The organism is Paenibacillus sp. FSL E2-0190, from assembly GCF_037992965.1.
GTDB classification, from domain to species: domain Bacteria; phylum Bacillota; class Bacilli; order Paenibacillales; family Paenibacillaceae; genus Paenibacillus_AQ; species Paenibacillus_AQ odorifer.
Genome location: NZ_CP150306.1, coordinates 695,262 through 715,194 on the forward strand (window position 1 = coordinate 695,262; position 19,933 = coordinate 715,194).

Annotated in this window: 14 protein-coding genes; 11 read left to right on the forward strand and 3 right to left on the reverse strand. The window is 47.7% G+C overall.

Translation table 11 applies throughout. The features are described 5' to 3' along the window. Positions 1–1,011 precede the first annotated feature (1,011 nt). The gene (acnA, locus tag NST25_RS03055) at positions 1,012–3,753 is read right to left on the reverse strand and encodes an aconitate hydratase AcnA (protein WP_340393288.1); all 2,742 of its coding nucleotides are present in this window, start codon (positions 3,751–3,753) and stop codon (positions 1,012–1,014) included. Positions 3,754–4,204: 451 nt separating this feature from the next. On the opposite strand from acnA, the gene NST25_RS03060 reads away from it, so the two are divergent. From NST25_RS03060 to NST25_RS03100, 9 genes are all read left to right on the forward strand, one after another. Next, positions 4,205–5,239 (forward strand): amidase domain-containing protein, encoded by a 1,035-nt coding sequence (locus NST25_RS03060; RefSeq protein WP_076305531.1) that lies wholly within the window; start codon positions 4,205–4,207, stop codon positions 5,237–5,239. Between the two features lie 20 nt (positions 5,240–5,259). Continuing rightward, positions 5,260–6,351: a D-alanine--D-alanine ligase gene (locus NST25_RS03065; protein ID WP_076130522.1), complete on the forward strand. Its 1,092-nt coding sequence runs from the start codon at positions 5,260–5,262 to the stop codon at positions 6,349–6,351. A 45-nt stretch (positions 6,352–6,396) separates the two neighbouring features. Continuing rightward, on the forward strand, positions 6,397–6,714 hold the full coding sequence (locus NST25_RS03070; protein ID WP_036679853.1) for a hypothetical protein: 318 nt from the start codon (positions 6,397–6,399) through the stop codon (positions 6,712–6,714). After that, positions 6,711–7,718 carry a UV DNA damage repair endonuclease UvsE gene (uvsE, locus tag NST25_RS03075; RefSeq protein ID WP_248549058.1) on the forward strand — a complete coding sequence of 336 codons (1,008 nt, stop codon included), beginning with the start codon at positions 6,711–6,713 and terminating at the stop codon, positions 7,716–7,718. Before NST25_RS03070 ends, uvsE begins: the two co-directional genes overlap by 4 nt. A gap of 268 nt (positions 7,719–7,986) precedes the next feature. Next, positions 7,987–8,871, forward strand: coding sequence for an inositol monophosphatase family protein (locus tag NST25_RS03080; RefSeq protein ID WP_340393289.1), 885 nt, complete (start codon positions 7,987–7,989; stop codon positions 8,869–8,871). 15 nt (positions 8,872–8,886) lie between these two features. Further along, positions 8,887–9,153 carry a hypothetical protein gene (locus NST25_RS03085; RefSeq protein ID WP_340393290.1) on the forward strand — a complete coding sequence of 89 codons (267 nt, stop codon included), beginning with the start codon at positions 8,887–8,889 and terminating at the stop codon, positions 9,151–9,153. 95 nt (positions 9,154–9,248) lie between these two features. Continuing rightward, positions 9,249–10,541, forward strand: coding sequence for a stalk domain-containing protein (locus NST25_RS03090; RefSeq protein ID WP_076130539.1), 1,293 nt, complete (start codon positions 9,249–9,251; stop codon positions 10,539–10,541). Between the two features lie 101 nt (positions 10,542–10,642). After that, positions 10,643–11,194, forward strand: coding sequence for a peptide deformylase (gene def, locus NST25_RS03095; protein WP_036679906.1), 552 nt, complete (start codon positions 10,643–10,645; stop codon positions 11,192–11,194). A gap of 167 nt (positions 11,195–11,361) precedes the next feature. After that, positions 11,362–11,982: a hypothetical protein gene (locus tag NST25_RS03100; RefSeq protein WP_076130525.1), complete on the forward strand. Its 621-nt coding sequence runs from the start codon at positions 11,362–11,364 to the stop codon at positions 11,980–11,982. A 454-nt stretch (positions 11,983–12,436) separates the two neighbouring features. Here NST25_RS03100 and NST25_RS03105 read toward each other — a convergent pair whose 3' ends face one another. Both NST25_RS03105 and NST25_RS03110 read right to left on the reverse strand, forming a co-directional pair. Continuing rightward, entirely contained in the window at positions 12,437–13,753 is a 1,317-nt protein-coding gene (locus NST25_RS03105; RefSeq protein WP_340393291.1) for a glutamate-1-semialdehyde 2,1-aminomutase, read from the reverse strand. 124 nt (positions 13,754–13,877) lie between these two features. Further along, entirely contained in the window at positions 13,878–14,924 is a 1,047-nt protein-coding gene (locus NST25_RS03110; protein WP_340393292.1) for an LCP family protein, read from the reverse strand. Between the two features lie 105 nt (positions 14,925–15,029). Between NST25_RS03110 and bcp the strand changes: the two genes are divergently transcribed. Further along, entirely contained in the window at positions 15,030–15,497 is a 468-nt protein-coding gene (gene bcp, locus NST25_RS03115) for a thioredoxin-dependent thiol peroxidase (RefSeq protein ID WP_076186308.1), read from the forward strand. Between the two features lie 123 nt (positions 15,498–15,620). Then, a complete protein-coding gene (locus tag NST25_RS03120) occupies positions 15,621–19,904 on the forward strand; it encodes an acyl-CoA dehydratase activase-related protein (protein WP_340394353.1) in 4,284 nt (1,427 codons plus the stop codon). Positions 19,905–19,933 lie beyond the last annotated feature (29 nt).

The following is a 19,933-nucleotide window of genomic DNA, read 5'->3' on the forward strand; positions in this document are numbered from 1 at the left end:
GAATATACGTTTCTTTGGAAGCCTCAGTAACTCGTAATGCTGAGGCTCGAGCGTTTGAACCCCGGGTCTAGATAGGCGGAAAGGCAGAGCCACAGAGAGGGGAGGCTAGAATCCACGAATGCACGAACCCAGGAACCTAGGAACGCAGAAACCCACGAACTCATGAACCCAGGAACGCAGAAACCCACGAACTCACCGAACCCAGGAACACAGAAACCCACGAACTCACGAGCCCAGGAACCCGGGTTCCCGCGAACGTGCAAACCCGGGAACCCAGGAACGCAGAAACCCACGAACCCACGAACCCACGAACCCACGAGCCAATGAACTCACAAATCCATGAACCCGCGAACTCACGTATCTCATAACTCGTACACAAGTAATCTCGGGTTGTTATTTAGATATTCCCTGAGGCTTCCGGACTCAGAAGGCGCTATTTGCCCATTTAAAGCCTTTTTGGCAGAGTTTCGGATCCCAGTGCAGCTATTCGGCAAAAATGGGCTCCTGTAGCGTGTTTTTCATGCCAATAGCGACTATGGAGTCCGATCGCACGCCATAAGTTGGATAATCGAGCGAATAGAGTCATCTGTGTCCGATCGTGCGGAATCCTAGGCGTCCCCTGAGGCTTCCGGACTCAGAAGACGCTATTTGCCCATTTAAAGCCTTTTGGGCAGAGTTTCGGACCCCAGTGCAGCTATTAAGCAAAAATGGGCTCATTCAGCGTATTTTTCATGCCAATAGCGACTATGGAGTCCGATCACACGCCAAAAGTCGGATAATCGAGCGAATAGAGTCATCTGAGTCCGATAGCATGGAATCCTAGGCGTCCCCTGAGGCGCGCGGAATCCTAAATGTCCCCTGAGCCTCACGCAGCAATGGTGAAGATCCCAAAGACAACAGACAGTGGCACCCCACCCGCCACAAATTGGCTGCTGGAACGACTCCATAAAAAAGGGACTGCTCACAGCCACTCATGGCCGTGAAACAGTCCCTTTTTAAGTTACTTTAAATCTATTCTACCGACACCGTGGAAGAGTCTGTAGCATCTGCCAGCATCTGGCGAAGAACAGTCTGCAGGATACCGCCGTTGCGATAGTAATCAATATCGACTGTACTGTCGAGTCGTGCAATGACAGGGAAATCGAATTGTGTGCCGTCTTCACGGGTAGCCGTGACAGTTAGCTCTTGACTTGGTGCCACGTTGTTATCGAGACCAGTAATGTTGAAGGTCTCGCGTCCGGTCAGTCCCAAGCTGCTCCAGCCGTGGCCTTCTTGGAATTGAAGAGGGAGTACACCCATACCGACCAGATTGCTGCGGTGAATCCGCTCAAAACTCTCAGCGATAACTGCTTTAACGCCAAGTAGAAGCGTACCCTTAGCCGCCCAGTCACGTGAGCTTCCTGTACCGTACTCCTTACCAGCGATGACGATCAGATTTTGTCCAGCATCCTGATAGAGCATGGAAGCATCATAGATGGACATAACCTCGTCGCTTGGCAAGAAGGTAGTAACGCCGCCTTCTGTACCAGGAGCTACTGCGTTACGAATCCGAATGTTAGCGAACGTACCGCGCATCATGACTTCGTGGTTTCCGCGGCGTGAGCCGTAGGAGTTGAAGTCTGCACGTTCTACACCATGATCGCGCAAATATTCGCCAGCAGGACCAGAGGTAGAGATATTACCCGCTGGTGAGATATGGTCGGTTGTCACGGAATCAGCAAGCAGCGCTAGAACGCGTGCATCTTTGATATCCTTAATGTCTCCTAGACCGTCTGCCAGATGTTCGAAGAATGGCGGATTCTGGATGTACGTGGAATTATCATCCCACTCATACAGCTCGCCTTGCGGAACAGGAATCGAATTCCAACGTTCGTTAGCGGTGAATACATTTTCGTATTTGCTACGGAACATCTCCGGACTAAGGGAGAGACCAATGGCTTCACGAATTTCAGCAGTGGTTGGCCAGATATCTTTCAGGAATACTGGCTCACCTTGCGGATCAAATCCAAGTGGCTCAGTTTGCAAATCGATATTTACTGTACCAGCCAGTGCGTAAGCAACTACGAGCGGCGGTGAAGCCAAGTAGTTTGCTTTTACCTGAGCATGTACGCGGCCTTCAAAGTTCCGGTTACCGGAGATGACTGCGGCTACGGTCATGTCATTGTCAGTAATGGCTTGACTAACTTCTTCAGGCAATGGACCGGAGTTACCGATACAAGTGGCACAGCCATAACCAGCCAAGTAGAAGCCCAGTGCTTCAAGTGGTTTCAGCAAGTCTGCTTTTTGCAGGTATTCAGTAACCACCAAGGATCCTGGAGTCAAGCTGCTCTTAACGTAAGCTGGTTTGGTCAGAACACGTTCCACAGCTTTTTTCGCCAAAAGACCTGCTCCAAGCATAACGCTTGGGTTGGAAGTATTCGTACAGCTAGTAATAGCTGCGATTACGACTGCACCTGTGCTGAGCTTGCTGGTAGTATCGTTTTTGTGCTGTACTTCTACGACTTGAGCGATTTTCTCATCGCTGAGACCATAACCGCCTTTGTCTACAGGTGTACGGATAATACCTTCGAAATTTTCCTTCATATGCGTAAGTTCGATCCGGTCTTGTGGACGTTTTGGTCCAGCCAAGCTAGGAACGACAGAAGCTAAGTCAAGCTCAATCACATCGCTGAACTCAGGGTCTGGCGTATCCGAGGTACGGAACATCCCTTGTGCTTTGTAATAAGATTCAACCAACGCCACCAGATCATCCGGACGGCCCGTGCTGCGAAGATAAGCGAGTGTCTCGTCATCTACAGGGAAGAAACCGATAGTTGCTCCGTATTCTGGCGCCATGTTGGCAACAGTTGCCCGGTCAGCCAGACTGATGTTAGCAAGGCCAGGTCCGTAGAATTCGACGAATTTGCCGACTACACCCTTTTTACGCAACATTTCAGTTACTGTCAGTGCCAAATCCGTTGCTGTAGCTCCTTCGATAAGGCTGCCTGTAAGCTTGAAGCCCACTACATCAGGTGTAACAAAATAGAGCGGTTGTCCAAGCATTCCTGCTTCAGCCTCAATACCGCCTACACCCCAGCCCACAACACCCAGACCATTGATCATCGTGGTATGGGAATCCGTTCCTACAAGGGAATCTGGATAAACGACAGTTTCACCATCGATAGTTTTAGTAGTGGCAACGGAAGCTAAATACTCTAGATTTACCTGGTGCACGATACCTGTTGCTGGTGGAACTGCACGGAAGTTGTTAAAAGCTGTCTGTGCCCAACGAAGGAAACGGTAACGCTCCTCGTTGCGTTCGAACTCAACGTTCATATTGTATTCCAAGGCGTCTGCTGTACCGAAAGCATCAACCATGACAGAGTGGTCAATTACAAGGTCAACCGGGACAAGCGGATTGATCTGTTTAGGATCTCCTCCGGCTTTTTTTACAGTATCACGCATAGCTGCGAGATCCACGACTACCGGAACTCCGGTGAAATCCTGAAGCACGATACGAGCAGGGATAAATGGAATTTCTTTATTACGGTCAATGTCACCTGACCAATCGGCCAGTTGTTTCACATGTTCTTCAGTAATTGCACGTCCGTCAAACTGACGTACAGCAGCCTCTAGTAGGACTTTGATCGAAAAAGGCAGGGAAGAAATAGAGCCCAATCCTTGTTCCTCAAGGGACTTCAGATCGTAATAGCGATAAGATTTGCCGCCTGATTCCAGGGTCCGAGCCAATGAAAAATGATCCTTGCTTGGCATATATGCGCCTCCTTGTTTCGTCTAATGAAACCCAATTTCAAATTGCTTCTAGCTTAATTATAACGGTTACAAAGTGGGGAGTAAAGTTTTTTTTCCTACATCTAAAGCCCGAATTATGCCTGAGAAAATGCCCAAGCTACCCTTCCATTGTTATATTGTATCGTTTCGGGATATTCTTTTTACCTCAAAAAGAGCCATTTAAAGGAGATAATTCGAAAGAATTCACCGGAATCCTTGGTTTTACTTAATTATTAGGCGAAATACACACTGAATTTCTCTTCCTCAGTCATTAGGTGATAGGGTCCTCGTTGTCCATGTTGGATTGAGATGTCGGACTTGGGGTTAGAGTTTTTGCCTGAAACATCCTTAACTATTCAACCGATCTGTATAGCGGCCTGTTTCCTTTCATATACATAGAACAGCAGTTAAAAGGGAAAGAAGGGGCGCGAGTATAATGGAACAACAGTGGAAGCAAAGTCTTTATGTATATGTTGATCAAGTGAATAAGGCCAGGGTGGAGCCTAAGTCATCATCGCATACCGTTTCCGTATCCGTTAAAGATCCGCGTTTTCTGGTAGAACAAGGGGAGCGTTCAAGACGTCTTGCGGAGTGGTATAAAGAACGTGGGATAACTCCTTTGCGCGGAGAGACAGGGGTTAAGACTTTGCGGACCGTCCGGCAGACTCCGACCGAGGTAGTAGCAGAGGTTACACTGCATAGTGCGCTTTATTATGAAAAAGGCGGCGTTAACCACCGCGAGGATATTATCGAGCTGGAGCGGCTAACCTTTCTACGGGACGGTGGGGGCTGGGAGATTGCTGGTGTGGAACGAAGTGTCCCTGAAAGAAATACGGTTCATCGGGCAGAGGTAGAGCTATCGGGCAGACTATCCAAATGGGGAGAGGCTTTGCCGGCACCGCTGCCATCACAGCCCCTGCTTAACCGGAATGTTCTCGGAGAAATTGCGGGTTCAAGAGAGGTTCGTTATAACCGTGAAGAAGCTGTGGCGTATGCCGACCGCTGGTGGAAAGACGGCAATCCGGAGTTCGAAACTTTCGAGGTGGATTGCACAAATTATGTCTCCCAATGTCTCTTTGCAGGGGGAGCACCTATCAACTATACTGGTAAAAGAGAAACGGGCTGGTGGTACAAAGGTTACCAAGGCAAACAAGAATGGTGGAGCTATAGCTGGGCTGTATCAGACAGTCTGCAACGCTATTTGAGCGGAAGTCGGAGCAGTGGCTTGCGTGCGGAAGTCATGGAGCGGCCGGAGCAATTGATGCTGGGCGATATCATTCAATATGACTGGGATGGCAACGGGCAGTATCAGCACAGCACAATCGTCACAGCCTTTGATGCAGGAGGCATGCCGCTTGTGAATGCACGTACCGTTAGCAGCCGTCATCGGTATTGGGATTATCGTGATTCCTACGCATGGACTGATCAAACAAAATACCGTTTTTTTCATATTAACGACTACTTATAGTACAGAAAGAGGTTAAGGGAATGGGGAACGCAAAACTAACCGTAGGGCTGGTGTACGGGGGCAAATCAGGAGAACATGAGGTATCGCTACAGACGGCTTTTGCCGTGATGAACTCATTTGATTATGATAAATATGAGATTATACCTTTTTACATTTCAAAACAGGGATTGTGGAAGGTTGGAGAGAAGTTATCAGCTCCTTACAGCCAAGTGGAGCAGCTCAAGCTTGCAGAAGCGACCGAAGATATGGGCACAGCCCTGAACGTGGTATTTAGTGGATTATCCGGTGCTGACCAAACAGTGGACGTAATGTTCCCGCTGCTGCACGGCACGTATGGTGAGGACGGAACGATTCAAGGGTTGTTCGAAATGGCGAATATTCCTTACATCGGTGCTGGTGTTCTTGCCTCTTCGGCAGGTATGGATAAGGTGGTCATGAAGAAGCTGTTCGCTGATGCCGGCCTGGATCAATGCGAGTTTTGTTATTTCAATATCAGCGCTTGGAAAAGAAAACGTCATGAGTTGATTGTTGGTGTAGAGGATAAACTGGGGTATCCGGTATTCGTGAAGCCTGCCAATCTAGGCTCAAGTGTAGGTATTTCTAAGGCTGCCGATAAGGATAGTCTTGTAAAAGCCATTGATTTTGCTTTCCGCTATGATACCAAAGTTATTATTGAGGAGTTTGTGGATGCGCGTGAGGTAGAGGTTGGCGTGCTTGGAAATGATGAACCAGAAGCCTCTGTTCCGGGTGAAATCGTTTCTTCTGGTGAATATTATGATTACGCAGCCAAATATACGGACGGCAAATCGCAAATGATGATTCCTGCACCAGTGGATTCTGAAGTGGCCGATCGTTTGCGGGAGTCCGCGATAGTTGCTTTTCGAGCGATTGAGGGCAGTGGAATTACCCGGGCAGACTTCTTCTTGCGAAAATCGGATGGTAAAATTCTAATTAACGAAGTGAACACGATGCCTGGTTTCACTCCTTACAGCATGTATCCGCTATTGTGGCGTGAGACGGGTGTATCTTATAGAGCTCTGTTAGACCGAATGATTGAGTTAGCCTTGGAGCGCTATAATTTTAAACAAGGTCTTAAGTACGACAACGAGTAATAGAAGCTATAGCGGGAATATCCCGACTGGAAGGAGAGAAGAAACATGGGTTTTCAAACAGAATTCAACTCCGTCTGCAAATTCAAGAGTGAACAAGAGCTGTACGAGCTGCTGGAATATGGGCGCACCAAAATGGTGAAGCAAGGCTTTCGTGTGTATCCGACGGGTCAAAAGGTTATTGCTTACACCCCTGAGAATGTAGCTGTAGCCATTGTCAAAATTTCAGCCTCGATTGCAGAGATTAATTTTCAAGGGCATGAGGTTACCGCGGTCGAGATGGAGCTTGTGCGTAAGCTGAATGAAGAAGAGTCCAGAGTGCAGACAGCTTTGGCTGAGGAAATGTTTTTTGGAGCACAGGGATGATTGTCCGCTTCGGATATGTAGCGATGTCCACCGTTATCAAAGACTGCTCCCCATCTAAGACAATGACGATGGCCTCTTTTAAGAAGCTTGATGACCGTGAAGCGGCACTTCGGCGTTTGGAGAACATCGCTAGAATGAATCTGCATAATACGCTGCGGTTGATGAAGCATAATGTGGCTTCGGACATCATGGTGTACCGTCTCACTTCCAAAATCATTCCTCTGGCGACGCATCCGGATTTGCAGGACTGGAATCCGTTTGCGGTGCTCGCCGAGGAATTTGCGGAAGTGGGCCAATATGTGAAAAAGCACGGGCTGCGCGTTTCTTTTCATCCAGATCACTTTACAGTACTTAGTACACCCCGTCCGGAGGTGCTGATAAACTCCGTACGGGATTTGCAGTACCATGTGGACATGCTGGTTGCTATGGGGCTTCCTGCCATGGCGAAGAACAATATCCATATTGGCGGAGCTTATGGGGATAAGCCTGTAGCGGCGAAGCGATTCGAGGAGCATTTCCGCGCGCTGCCGGCAGCGCTGCAGGAGCGTATAACGCTGGAGAATGACGATAAGACATTTACAGCTCCGGAGACACTGGCAGTCAGTCAGAGCGTAGGGTTACCGATGGTGCTGGATATTCACCACCAATGGGTGAATAATGAAGGAGAGCTCCCTTGGGAGCTGTGGCCTGACATTTTGCAGACATGGCAAAGTGAGCTAGCACAGAAGGACGTTCCTTCGGGAGAGCTTTTGCCGCCTAAGATTCATGTATCCAGTCCGCGCAGCCCGTCTGATCCGCGCAGCCATGCGGATGGCGTGGAACCTGCGCCTTTGCTGGCTTTTCTGAAACGTATTGCCGCAGATACGCCTGCTGTCGATGTTATGATTGAGGCGAAACTAAAAGATGGCGCGTTATTTGGATTGATGGAGGCTATGAAGGAGCTGGCTGAGGCCGGTAACGGAATTTCCTTATTAAATGGGGCAAGCGTGAATATTGAACCTTAAACAATGAAAATAAGGAGATAGGTCCCGAATACGGGTCCTATCATGACTTGATATGTAACTTGAAATAGGGTACGTTGAATGAAACTTTAATCGCTTATCGTCTTTATATGGACCTGGGGCATTTATGCTCGCAGGTGAGAATTGGGTCCTCTTTTGGCGGAACTTTGGGAACTTGGGGAACGTTTTGACGTATTGCACGGTATTGTGAATAGGATTGCTTTAGAATTAAAGCCATTGGCGATTATGTTCAAGAAAGTGGAGTGAAGATATGAGTCCTTTAAATCCAGAGGGTAAGAATGAACGTGAACCCTATGTAGTAACAAGCAAGGGACATACGGCGGTGGCCATTAATGCGGCTGCCAAAGCAGGAGAATGGATAAAGAGCAGACAGGGTCTCGTGAAGGAGCTGAAAACAAAAACTTCAGCACAAGATCTGGTTACGGAAGTTGATAAAGGCGTTGAGCAAATGATCCGCAGGCTGATCCTGACACATTTTCCCGACCATGCCATTCTCGGGGAAGAAGGGGTTTCCCCGGGAGCAGCAGCGGCTACCGCTGCATTGGAAGAAGCTCGTGAGCATGAATATTTGTGGATTGTAGATCCTGTAGATGGTACGACTAATTTCGTACACGGATTTCCTTTTTACTGTGTCTCCATAGCATTGGTGATTCGCGGTGAACTAACTGTAGGCGTTATTTATGATCCGACTCGTGATGAAATGTTCGTCGCTGAAAAAGGAAAGGGAGCTTACATGCACGGTGTTCCTACCTCGGTCTCTACGGAGACTGATTTTGGGGACAGCCTGATTGCTATGGGCTTTCCGCCGGATCGTGAGTTTGCACAACCTGTGAATATGGCAGGACTGCAAAGTATTCTTCCGCAGATTCGTGGTATTCGTGCCGGAGGCGCGGCTGCTCTACATTTAGCTTATGTGGCGGCAGGCCGTGTAGATGGCTATTGGGAAGTGGGCTTAAGCCCTTGGGACTGTGCAGCAGGAGTACTGCTTGTACTTGAATCAGGAGGCAAGATTACGGATACCCTAGGACGTTCATATGATATTGGTACACGCCATGTAGTAGCAAGTAATGGCCACATTCACGAATATTTGGTTTCGTCACTGAAGAATGCTGAAGCAACAGGATATAAGCTTTAGGGAGGACGATACAGCATGAGTGAGAAGGGTGATTTGGAACGCAAGCTGAGCGAAATGTTGGTAGATGGTGAGATGGAACAAGGCGATCGTACGGCTAAGGAAATTCGGGAAATCTCACCTAAATATGAAATTCGTATTCAGACTACGCTCGATCCTATTGTGGAAGAAACATTACGTTATCGTAAGATTGGATATGAGCTGGATGACCGTTATGATAAATATCTGGAGCGTGCAGGGCAGAAGTTAGAGTCAGATGAAGATTCAGACAATAATAGCCGGTGATTTGCGAGGGCGGTTTCCTGAATATAGGAGGCCGCTCTTTTGCGTTGCTATCCTGGGATGGTAGAATGGAATTAGAACAATTTGGGAGGGATACGATGCTAGGCAATTGGAAAAAAATTTGGGCAGCTGGCATAAGCAGCCTGCTTTTGTTATCTGCGCTGATTAGCGTAGGAGCAGGCACGGCAAATGCGGCTGACACGACTGCAATACAAGACTCTGGGCAAGATGTCTTTCGCATCGTAGCTCTAGGTGATTCCATTACTGCTGGCTACGAGCCAGGAATGACGGACGTGAATACTAAGCCATACGGCTATGCGGAGAGATTGCTTGAGCAGGGCTGGTATCATGGCAGAAGTGCACTTACTAATTATGGTATTCTAGGGCTGACTACGGCCGGATTACGTAATTACACAGGAGCGATCAAGGATGGTTCAGTGATTACTGCTGAAGGAGTTCAGGCAGGTCTCCCAGATCCACGAATAGAGCAGTTCGTGAAGCTAACTCCGCAGATCGCAGCAGAGCTTAAGGAAGCTGATCTGATTACCATTACGATTGGTGGGAATGATGTAAGCAGTCTGTTCTTGCAGTTCAAGGAGCTGACGGATGCGGATTTCCAAACACAGCTGGACCAGCGGCTAGCGGATTATCAAACAAATGTGAAGGCAGTGCTGGAGAATATTCGTGCGGTAAGTCCGCAAACGACGATTATACTGGCTGATCAATATCAGCCTGCCCCTAAGGTTGCGCTTGGTCAAATGTACAACAGATTAATGACGGCAGCGGGCAAATTTACGGAAGCAGCGGATAGTGTAGCTGCAAGCGTGAACCAAGAGGGAGCGAAGGTGCTTGTAGCTCATGTTGCGGCTAAGTTTGCCGGGGTAGAAGGCTCGCTGACTCATATTATTGGAGCAGGGCAAACTGATTTTCACCCGACGCAGCTTGGATACGAGACTATTGCTAAGGTCTTTGCGGAGTTACAATGGGGAGAGTATCGCGTTCCTACTGTAGCTACAATGGCTACTGCATCGGTACCGATGTCGATTGTAGTGAAGGGCGTGGAGTTGAATACACCCAATAAGCCTATCCTTAAAAATGGCCAGAACTTTTTGGCGCTAAAAGATATTCTAAATGCCGTGGGCGCAAGCGGGAAGTGGGATAACAAAACCTCCAGCGCTACCATCGTGTATGGTGGAAGAACCGTTGTGATCACCATTGGCTCGAAATTTATTAAGGTGAATGGAGAGAACGTGGCTATTGATACTCCAGCTTTTCTGCAAAAGGTAGGCAAGGAGGACAAAACCTACTTACCCCTTGCCGCTTTGGCGACAGGACTTGGATTCGATGTTAATTACAGCAGCCAACTGCGAACTGCTTTCATAAATCCATAAAGCTGCATACTATACATCATAAGAAATTAAATTAAGCCCGTAAGGAAAAGGTGGATGGAATATTGTCTAGTTCAAAATATAATGCTGAATATATCATCACCATGGATGATATAGTGCGGGAGGGTCATCCCGTACTTCGTACCGTAGCACAACCAGTGGAGCTTCCATTACAGGCGGAAGATCGTGAGGCTTTGCAATGTATGCTTCAATTTCTGAAGAACAGTCAGGACCCGGAGATTTCCGAAGAATATAAGCTGCGCTCTGGCGTAGGTCTGTCGGCGAATCAAATCGGACTGGAGAAGCGTATGTTCGCGATGTATCTTACAGACGAGAGAGGGCGGGCTGTAGAGCATGCTTGGGTTAACCCTAAGATCATAAGCCACTCCTTGTCTATGGTGTACTTACCAGAAAGCGAGGGCTGTCTGTCCGTTGATCGTCCCGTGCATGGCTTTGTACCTCGGTATGAAACCGTGAAGGTGAAGGGTTATGATCTGGAGGGCAAGGAGGTTGTCCTTAAATTTAAGGGCTACCAAGCTATCATCATCCAGCATGAAATAGACCATCTCGATGGGATTATGTTCTATGACCGAATTAACAAGGAGAACCCGTTTAAGCTGCCTCAGGGCGTGGAGATCCGGAACTTATATGAGTAGGAGAGTAACTCTGAATTAAAAAGCGGGCGACCTTACAGCGTAAAGCTAATGGTCGCTTTTTTTTACCTATCGGCAAGATTATGATATTTCAAATATTTTACAAATCAATCGAAAGGATGTACCCTTACAATTAATGGATTTAAATTAGTAATAAGAGGAGGCGTTAAATGAACTGGAGCAGAATGCCAATTAGAGGATTCGCCAACGAATACAATGATGAGGTTAAAAAGATTGATGAGCAGATTTTGAGTCTGATTCAGGAACGTAAAGCTATAACAGGCAAGAAACGATTATCCCCTGATAGTAAGCTACTTGAGGAATGGGTAACTAGATTTGAGATGAACACTACTCAGATTGTGCAGCATTTGCATCTTATGAATGAAACTGTACCCAGAAGACAATATTGGGAGGAGCCTGGTTTATTGCTGGGAGTGCTTCCGATTGTGAAGCGGACGGTCGTTGAAGAATGTGAATATATACTTACGCATGCTATGCAGTATGAAGCCTTCAGCATAGTTACTGTGGAAATCAAATATTTAAAAGAAGCTGTAGGACATATCCATCTTCGAACGGCTTTAACGCTTGAAGTGGTGGGTGAGAATGAATATGAAGTGCAGCCGCATGGTGGTCATGGAGGTGGAGCGCATACACAAATGCAATTCTTGGTCGCCCCAACGCTGCCGGAGCATCTGGAGGGTGTAGAGTTTTCACTAGTACCTGGGAGCGAGCAAATGTTAAGACCGTTAATGACTGAGATTACGTTGGACAAGCAGGTGGATTTTACATGAGAGCAGTAGAATATTTGGACTTCCAAACGCTGTTAGCGGATGAAATCCGTAGATAAAGGTGGTCACTATCAACCTATATTCTCTGTAAATGAACAGAATTAGGGATTTTCTCCCTAAAAAAAAGGGTAAGTTCCTTGTTTTCCACTAAATTAGCTAAATTATAGGGAGGGTTTCCCTAATTATCTATTCAAGCTCCCTAACCCTTGTACTAAACTCCGGGAAGGTCTGGCGATACCTGTTACGCAGCATATAGAAATTGACGCTTGAGATCGGCTGGCTTAAGCTTGCCACAAGCTACAGATGCAGGCCGTGGATGAGTAAAAATGCAGAGCAGCGATCCTCCAATATAGGAGAATCGCTGCTCTTTTAACATTTGCGGTTTATGGGACTGGGACAGCTCCTTAATCTATTCAGCTTTTTTTAGCTTATGAAGCACTGCCGTTTCAAAACAATCTTATTTCTCAGCCGCCATAGCGCGGAAGGATTCTTCAGCTGCGACAAGTGTAGCATCAATATCTGCATCAGTATGTGCTGTGGTCAGGAACCAAGCTTCGTATTTCGAAGGGGCAAGGTTAATGCCACGGTTCAGCATATGCCGGAAGAAGCTGGCGAACAATTCGCCGTCTGTATCCTGAGCCTCGTCATAATTCGTAACCGGATGATTACAGAAATGAGTGGAAAACGAACCACGGATGCGGTTGATTGTCAGTGGAATGCCATGACGGTCTGCAGATGCTTGAAGTCCATCGGCGAGGCGGATTGCAAGCCGATCCATTTCTTCGTATACACCCTCTGCACTCAGAACCTCTAAACAAGCAATCCCTGCAGAGATAGACGCAGGATTGCCCGCCATTGTGCCGGCTTGATATGCCGGTCCAAGTGGAGCTACCTGTTCCATAACATGCTTGCGGCCGCCGTAAGCGCCAATAGGCAGGCCGCCACCGATGATTTTACCAAGTGCAGTAAGGTCAGGAGTAATGTCCTCATGATTATCCAGCCCCGCATAGGTTTGTGTAGAACCATAATGGAAGCGGAAGGCAGTAATGACTTCGTCATAAATAACAAGGGAGCCATTATCGTGAGCCAGCTTGCAAAGTCCTTCGAGGAAACCAGGCTTAGGCATCACCATGCCGAAATTCCCCACAATCGGTTCAACCATAACAGCTGCGACATCTTTGCCCCATTTCTCCAGCGCCTCTTTCAGGCTGTCCAGATCATTAAAGGGAACGGTGATTACCTCCTGGGCGATACTGCTTGGAACACCGGCACTATCTGGAATGCCAAGTGTAGAAGGTCCGGATCCTGCTGCTACAAGCACCAGATCAGAGTGGCCGTGGTAACAGCCAGCGAATTTTACGATTTTGCTGCGTTTTGTATAGGCACGGGCTACACGGATCGTTGTCATAACCGCTTCGGTTCCAGAATTGACGAAACGTACTTTATCCATAGATGGAATGGCTTCTTTTAGCATTTTAGCAAGTTTAATTTCGAGCTGGGTTGGGGTTCCGTAAAGAACACCATTTTCTGCTGCTGTCGTAATTGCTTTGGTAATATGAGGGTGGGCATGGCCGGTAATGATCGGTCCATAGGCTTGGAGATAATCGATATATTCATTGCCGTCTTCATCCCAGAAGTGAGATCCACTGGCACGTTTCATAAATACAGGTGCTCCGCCGCCAACGGCTTTGAAGGAGCGGGAAGGGCTATTTACACCCCCAACGATATGCTGGAGGGCTTCGTGATAAAGTTGTTCAGATGTGGAGCGATTCATAATGTGATCATCCTTTCGATTGTTGGTGCTCAAGGGAACGGGCGAACAACGGTGTTTTCCGTTGTTCGCCCGTATTATACCAAGTCACTGCTTTGTGTACATGTGAACTTTGCTTGTCAGGCCCTTAATTGGTCCCGCCAGAACTGCTATTGGAGGTGTTCTCCGGTGTAGGGGTTGGTGTTGGCTCAGGACCATTTATGGTATCCTGTATAAATTCTTTTAGCTTCTTTTCGCTACGAATTCCGATAACCTGTGATCCGTCACTTGTAGTCTCCTCAGTGAGCAGATCCATTGGCGGAATTTGCTCACTGCCACCCATACTGCTATTATACCCTACGCTTGCCAGCTTCCACATATCATTAACTGACATATTGGTTTCAATATAAGGCGTAACCTGCGACAGGATATTTGGCAGCTTGACAATGGAGGTGGTGCTGATCAGCTTATCAGCCACAGCCTTGAGAAAACCGCGTTGGCGCTCGGTTCGAGTGAAATCGGAGGTAGCGTCATGCCGAAAGCGAACATATTGTAGCGCCATGTTGCCGTCAAGATGCTGATATCCTTTTTTTAGATCAATATCATATTCCGGACCGTCTGCAACGGTTTTGTAGACCATATCTTTTTCGACTTCATAATCCACACCCCCAACGGCATCAACCAGCTTGATGAATCCTTGGAAGTCCGTGTAGACATAATATTGAATTGGGATACCGAGCAGATCGCTGACGGTCTGCATCGCAGTATTAGGTCCATAAATAATCGCTGTATTAATACGTTTCTCGCCATGATCTGGAATCGGAACGTACGTATCTCTCAGTATTGAAAATACACTGATTTTCTTCTTCACAGGGTCAAGAGAAGCGACGAGCATTGTATCTGAACGGGGGATTTCCCCTTTCTTCACACCTCGGGCATCTACACCCATTAATAGGATATTAACAGGCTCTGTACCCTCCCACTTAGGAGGCTCAGGGGTATCGACATCAACGGTCTCTGCATTTTGAAAAGGTGAATCTTCAGTATTCGACATGCTACCAAGCTCATTGTAAATGGTTGTAATGTAGAAAATGGCCCCACCGATAATAAGGAGGAGTATAATGGCCAGCGTCCAAAGCAGCGGTTTCTTTTTTGACTTACCAGTCTTTGCGTGCCTTTTCTTTCTAGGTGGCATTTCTCGTTCTTCCTTTCGCATTCACGTTGACTACATTATAATTTCTTTTGGGGATACGTGCAATTTAGGAATAATTCCCCAATCTTAAGAAGGAGTGGATATATCTTGATCGAAGTAGCTATTGGACAAAAAGTACCCAATTTCACCCTTCCCTCTTCCAATGGGCATGAGGTTAGTTTGAGTGATTTCTTGGGCCGAAAGGTCATCTTATATTTTTACCCTAAAAATATGACACCAGCCTGCACGCAGGAGGCCTGCGAATTTCGTGACGCTTTTGATCAAATCACGGCGGTAGGTGCGGTTGTTCTGGGCATTAGTCCGGACTCTTTGGCATCACACGCTAAATTTACAGAGAAGCATAGTCTGCCCTTTCCACTGCTGTCTGATGAGGATCATAAGGTAAGTGAAATGTTCGGCGTATGGCAGCTCAAGAAACTTTACGGCAAAGAATTTATGGGAATTGTGCGATCTACTTTTCTGATTGATGAGCAGGGGATATTAGTGGAAGAATGGCGGAAGGTACGGGTAAAAGGGCATGTCGCAAACACGATAGCAGGAATAAGCGAATCATAAATTTTACTAATTACTTTTTATTGATGTCTATTACATTTTTAACAGCTTATATAAGGTGTTGTCATGATATAGTTTCCTCATAATTGCTTCAAATTTAGAGCAAGAAGAGGTGGTGGAGTGATAATGCTGCATATTGGGCTTGATATCGGATCAACTACTGCTAAATTAGTTGTCATAGAGCGGGACATCATTGTTTATCAAGACTATGTAAGACATTATAGCGATATTAAAAAAGCGGCCCTCTCTCTTCTGTCTGATGTACGCGACAGATTCCCAGAGAGGGGAGCTAGGCTTACTGTAAGCGGTTCCTCGGGGTTGTCTTTATCCAAATTAGGTGGAGTTCCCTTTATTCAGGAGGTGATTGCCTGTACGAAGGCGATCAGTGCGCTGATCCCGGAATGTGACACGGCGATTGAACTGGGTGGAGAGGACGCTAAGATAATATATCTTCGGGGCGGCATTGAGCAGCGTATGAATACAGCCTGCGCGGGCGGAACGGGAGCGTTCATCGATCAGATGGCAGCGCTGCTGCAGACCGATCCGGCAGGCTTAAATGTTTTGGCGGAGAAGCATGAGCGAATCTATCCCATAGCTTCACGCTGTGGTGTATTTGCCAAAAGCGATGTACAGCCGCTGCTTAATGAAGGAGCACGCCGGGAGGATGTGGCGGCTTCGATCTTTCAGAGTATCGTTAATCAGACGATTAGCGGTCTTGCTTGTGGACGTCCGATTCGAGGACGGGTGGCTTTTCTTGGCGGCCCGCTGACCTTCCTGCCTGCCTTGCGGCAGCGTTTTGCGGAAACGCTGGAGCTGGCGGAGGAGGATATCCTGTTCCCGGAACGCTCACAGTATTTCGTGGCGATTGGAGCTGCGCTCTCCGAAGCTGATCCAGTCGTATTGCCACTTTCAAGCTGGATCACGCGAATTGCGGCGGTTGATTTTACTGCGGATCGAGCTGCGGATGCTGAATTGCCTCCGCTTTTTGAGAATGCCGCTGAGCTTGCAGAATTTCGGCTTCGTCACGGCAAAGCCTCTGCAGCGAGATCAGATTTAGCCTTATATCGTGGACCTTGTTATCTAGGAATTGATGCCGGCTCAACCACAACTAAACTCGTGTTAACCGGTTCGGCTGACGAAATTCTCTATACCTTTTATGGCAGCAACAAAGGCAACCCGCTGCATTCGGTCAGCGATGCACTGAAGGAGATCTACCGGGTTCTGCCTGAAGGCTGCCATATCGCAGGATCATATGTGACAGGGTACGGTGAGGGGTTAATCAAGGCCGCTCTGCGGACAGATGGCGGAGAAGTAGAGACTGTTGCACACTACAAGGCAGCTTCCAAGTTCATGCCAGAAGTAGATTTCATACTGGATATCGGTGGTCAGGACATGAAGTGCATCAAAATCCGTGGCGGTGCTATCGACAGCCTTATGCTCAATGAAGCTTGTTCAGCCGGTTGTGGCTCTTTTCTGGAGAGCTTTGCCTCTGCCCTCGGACTTGGGATCGAGGAATTTGCCAAAACTGCACTCGAAGCGACTCAGCCTGTTAATTTGGGCTCGCGCTGCACGGTGTTCATGAACTCTAAGGTCAAGCAGGTTCAGAAGGAGGGCGCATCATTAGCGGATTTATCGGCGGGTCTTGCCTACTCTGTGATCAAGAATGCTCTGCAAAAGGTAATTAAAATCCGCAATCCGGAGGACTTAGGGCGAAATATCATCGTTCAGGGCGGTACCTTCTATAATGAAGCTGTATTGCGCGCCTTTGAGTCCTTGACGGGGCGGACGGTGGTTAGACCGGATATAGCTGGCGTTATGGGAGCTTACGGCTGTGCACTGATTGCGCGTGAGCAAGCAGGGGTTAACGGATCCAGTACGCTGCTTGGAGCAGAGGAGCTTGCCAGCTTTAAATATGAGGTCTCCTCAGGCCGCTGTGGCCGCTGTGGGAATAACTGTGCGCTGACGATCAGTCGTTTTCCGGATAAGAGCTTTTATGTGACCGGCAATCGCTGCGAACGCGGAGCAGGAGTCAAAAAAGAGAAAAATGTCCTGCCGAATCTGATGCAGTATAAATATGAACGGTTTTTTGAGTACGAGAGTTTACCGGAAACAGGGGCATGGCGGGGGACCGTCGGGATTCCGCGTACCATGAATATGTTTGAGAATTACCCGTTCTGGCACACTTTTTTCACCAAACTGGGCTATCGGGTGATTCTCTCCCCTAAATCAAGCAAGAAGCTCTTCGAAAGCGGCATGGATACGATTCCTTCAGAATCGATATGTTATCCTGCGAAAATGGCCCATGGACATGTGCAAAGCCTGATCGGTAAAGGTGTCGATTTTATTTTTTATCCAGCGGTGGTGTATGAGAAAAAAGAAGATGAAGCTGCGGATAACCACTTCAATTGTCCAGTAGTCGCCTCTTATCCCGAAGTCATTCGCAACAATATGGATGGGTTAAAGGACAATGGAATCAAGCTTGTCAGTCCATTCCTGACCTTCGATGATATTTCTGCGCTGACCAAAGGGCTGGTGAAGACATTTACCAGCATTCCGCGAGAAGAGATTGCGTCCGCGGTGCAAGCGGGACTTACAGAGGCTGATAACGCCAAAGGTGATGTGCGTACCAAAGGGGAAGAGACCCTTGTGTACCTAGCTGATACTGGAACCAAAGGAATCCTGCTCTGTGGGCACCCTTATCATGCCGATCCTGAGATTAATCACGGGATAGCGGATATGATAACCGGGATGGGACTCGCCGTGCTGACAGAAGATTCTGTCTGCCATCTGGACCACAGCGAAGGGGATGTGGCTGTTGTTAATCAGTGGACCTACCATGCCCGGATGTACCGTGCAGCCCGCCTTGCTGCAGTCCGCTCGGATCTGGAGCTTGTTCAATTGACTTCCTTCGGCTGTGGGATCGATGCGATCACTTGTGATGCCGTACAGGATATTATGGAAAGACATAACAAGGTATATACATTGATCAAAATCGATGAGATCAGCAATCTTGGTGCAGCGCGCATTCGGCTTCGTTCATTGCTGGCGGCAATGCGTGAGCGTGAAAAAGGTAAGGTAGTGCCGCAAAAGCCGCCAAAAGTGCAGGCTAATGTGTTATTTACGAAGGAAATGAAAGAGACCTATACCATTCTTGCACCACAGATGTCGCCTATTCATTTTGAATTGTTTGAGCAGGTGTTTCGCGATGCCGGATACCGTCTGAAGATACTTGAGACGACCGGACCCGAAGAGACAGAAGAAGGTCTGAGATACGTTAATAATGATGCGTGTTATCCGGCAATTGTGACGATTGGCCAGATTCTGTCGGCGCTGAAAAGTGGGGAATACGATCCGGATCGTACTGCTGTGATTATGTCACAGACGGGTGGCGGCTGCCGGGCTACGAATTATATTTCTTTGCTGCGCAAAGCCTTAAAGGATTCAGACCTAGAACAAATTCCGGTGATTTCACTCAACGCTTCAGGGATGGAGAATCAGCCGGGTTTCCGTATCAGTCTTAAGCTGGCGAATCGGTTGATAGCTGCCGCTTGTTATGGTGATCTTATGATGCGGATGTTAAATCACTTTAGGCCGCATGAGGTTGTTTCAGGAAGTGCGGAAGTTCTATTCCGCAAAGGGATGGAGCGTTGCAAGGCAAGCTTATCCAACTTTTCATTCCGAGAATACAAACGCCTGATTCGTGAGATTGTTGCAGAGTTCTGCAAGCTGCCCGTTACAGGTATTACTAAACCAAGAGTAGGCATTGTCGGTGAGATCCTGATCAAATTCCATCCGGATGCCAATAACCGCATTATAGAGATGATCGAGGCAGAGGGCGGGGAAGCGGTAATGCCGGACTTCCTGGATTTCATTTTCTATTGTGTATATAATCCGATCTACAAAGCTGAGCAATTCGGCAAAAGCAAACGGCTCGGCTATATCAATCCCATGCTGATCTCTTATCTGGAAATTTACCGTAAGCCGATTAAGGTTGCCCTTGAGGATGCGGGGCTGGCTAAAGGACGGGAGAATATTTATGGTCTTGCCGAGAAGGCCAGCCGACTGGTGTCCGTAGGGAATCAGATGGGTGAGGGCTGGTTTTTAACCGCAGAAATGATGGATTTGATGGATAATGGTGTGAACAACATCGCCTGTATTCAACCGTTCGCGTGCCTGCCCAACCATATCACCGGGCGTGGGATGATTAAAGGTCTTAAGGAATTATATCCGGGTGCAAATATCGTGGCGATTGACTATGATGCTGGAGTCAGCGTAGTCAACCAAGCGAATCGGATCAAGCTGATGATGTCAATTGCCAGCAGCCAGGAAGAGACTAAGCCATCTAATTTAAAACTGCAGGATAAGCCTCAGCAGCAGACTTTACCTGAAAGTTCATACAGCTTAACCTGAGCATTGTTCAGACGAAAAAGCGGGCCAAG

What these genes read in the sequence shown, in the direction of transcription:
- NST25_RS03070 (WP_036679853.1), top strand. Translation starts at nt 6,397, where the DNA reads ATGGGTTTTCAAACAGAATTCAACTCCGTCTGCAAATTCAAGAGTGAA.
- NST25_RS03100 (WP_076130525.1), top strand. Translation starts at nt 11,362, where the DNA reads ATGAACTGGAGCAGAATGCCAATTAGAGGATTCGCCAACGAATACAAT.
- NST25_RS03085 (WP_340393290.1), top strand. Translation starts at nt 8,887, where the DNA reads ATGAGTGAGAAGGGTGATTTGGAACGCAAGCTGAGCGAAATGTTGGTA.
- NST25_RS03065 (WP_076130522.1), top strand. Translation starts at nt 5,260, where the DNA reads ATGGGGAACGCAAAACTAACCGTAGGGCTGGTGTACGGGGGCAAATCA.
- acnA (WP_340393288.1), bottom strand. Translation starts at nt 3,753, where the DNA reads ATGCCAAGCAAGGATCATTTTTCATTGGCTCGGACCCTGGAATCAGGC.
- uvsE (WP_248549058.1), top strand. Translation starts at nt 6,711, where the DNA reads ATGATTGTCCGCTTCGGATATGTAGCGATGTCCACCGTTATCAAAGAC.
- def (WP_036679906.1), top strand. Translation starts at nt 10,643, where the DNA reads ATGGATGATATAGTGCGGGAGGGTCATCCCGTACTTCGTACCGTAGCA.
- NST25_RS03120 (WP_340394353.1), top strand. Translation starts at nt 15,621, where the DNA reads ATGCTGCATATTGGGCTTGATATCGGATCAACTACTGCTAAATTAGTT.
- NST25_RS03105 (WP_340393291.1), bottom strand. Translation starts at nt 13,753, where the DNA reads ATGAATCGCTCCACATCTGAACAACTTTATCACGAAGCCCTCCAGCAT.
- NST25_RS03110 (WP_340393292.1), bottom strand. Translation starts at nt 14,924, where the DNA reads ATGCCACCTAGAAAGAAAAGGCACGCAAAGACTGGTAAGTCAAAAAAG.
- NST25_RS03080 (WP_340393289.1), top strand. Translation starts at nt 7,987, where the DNA reads ATGAGTCCTTTAAATCCAGAGGGTAAGAATGAACGTGAACCCTATGTA.
- NST25_RS03090 (WP_076130539.1), top strand. Translation starts at nt 9,249, where the DNA reads ATGCTAGGCAATTGGAAAAAAATTTGGGCAGCTGGCATAAGCAGCCTG.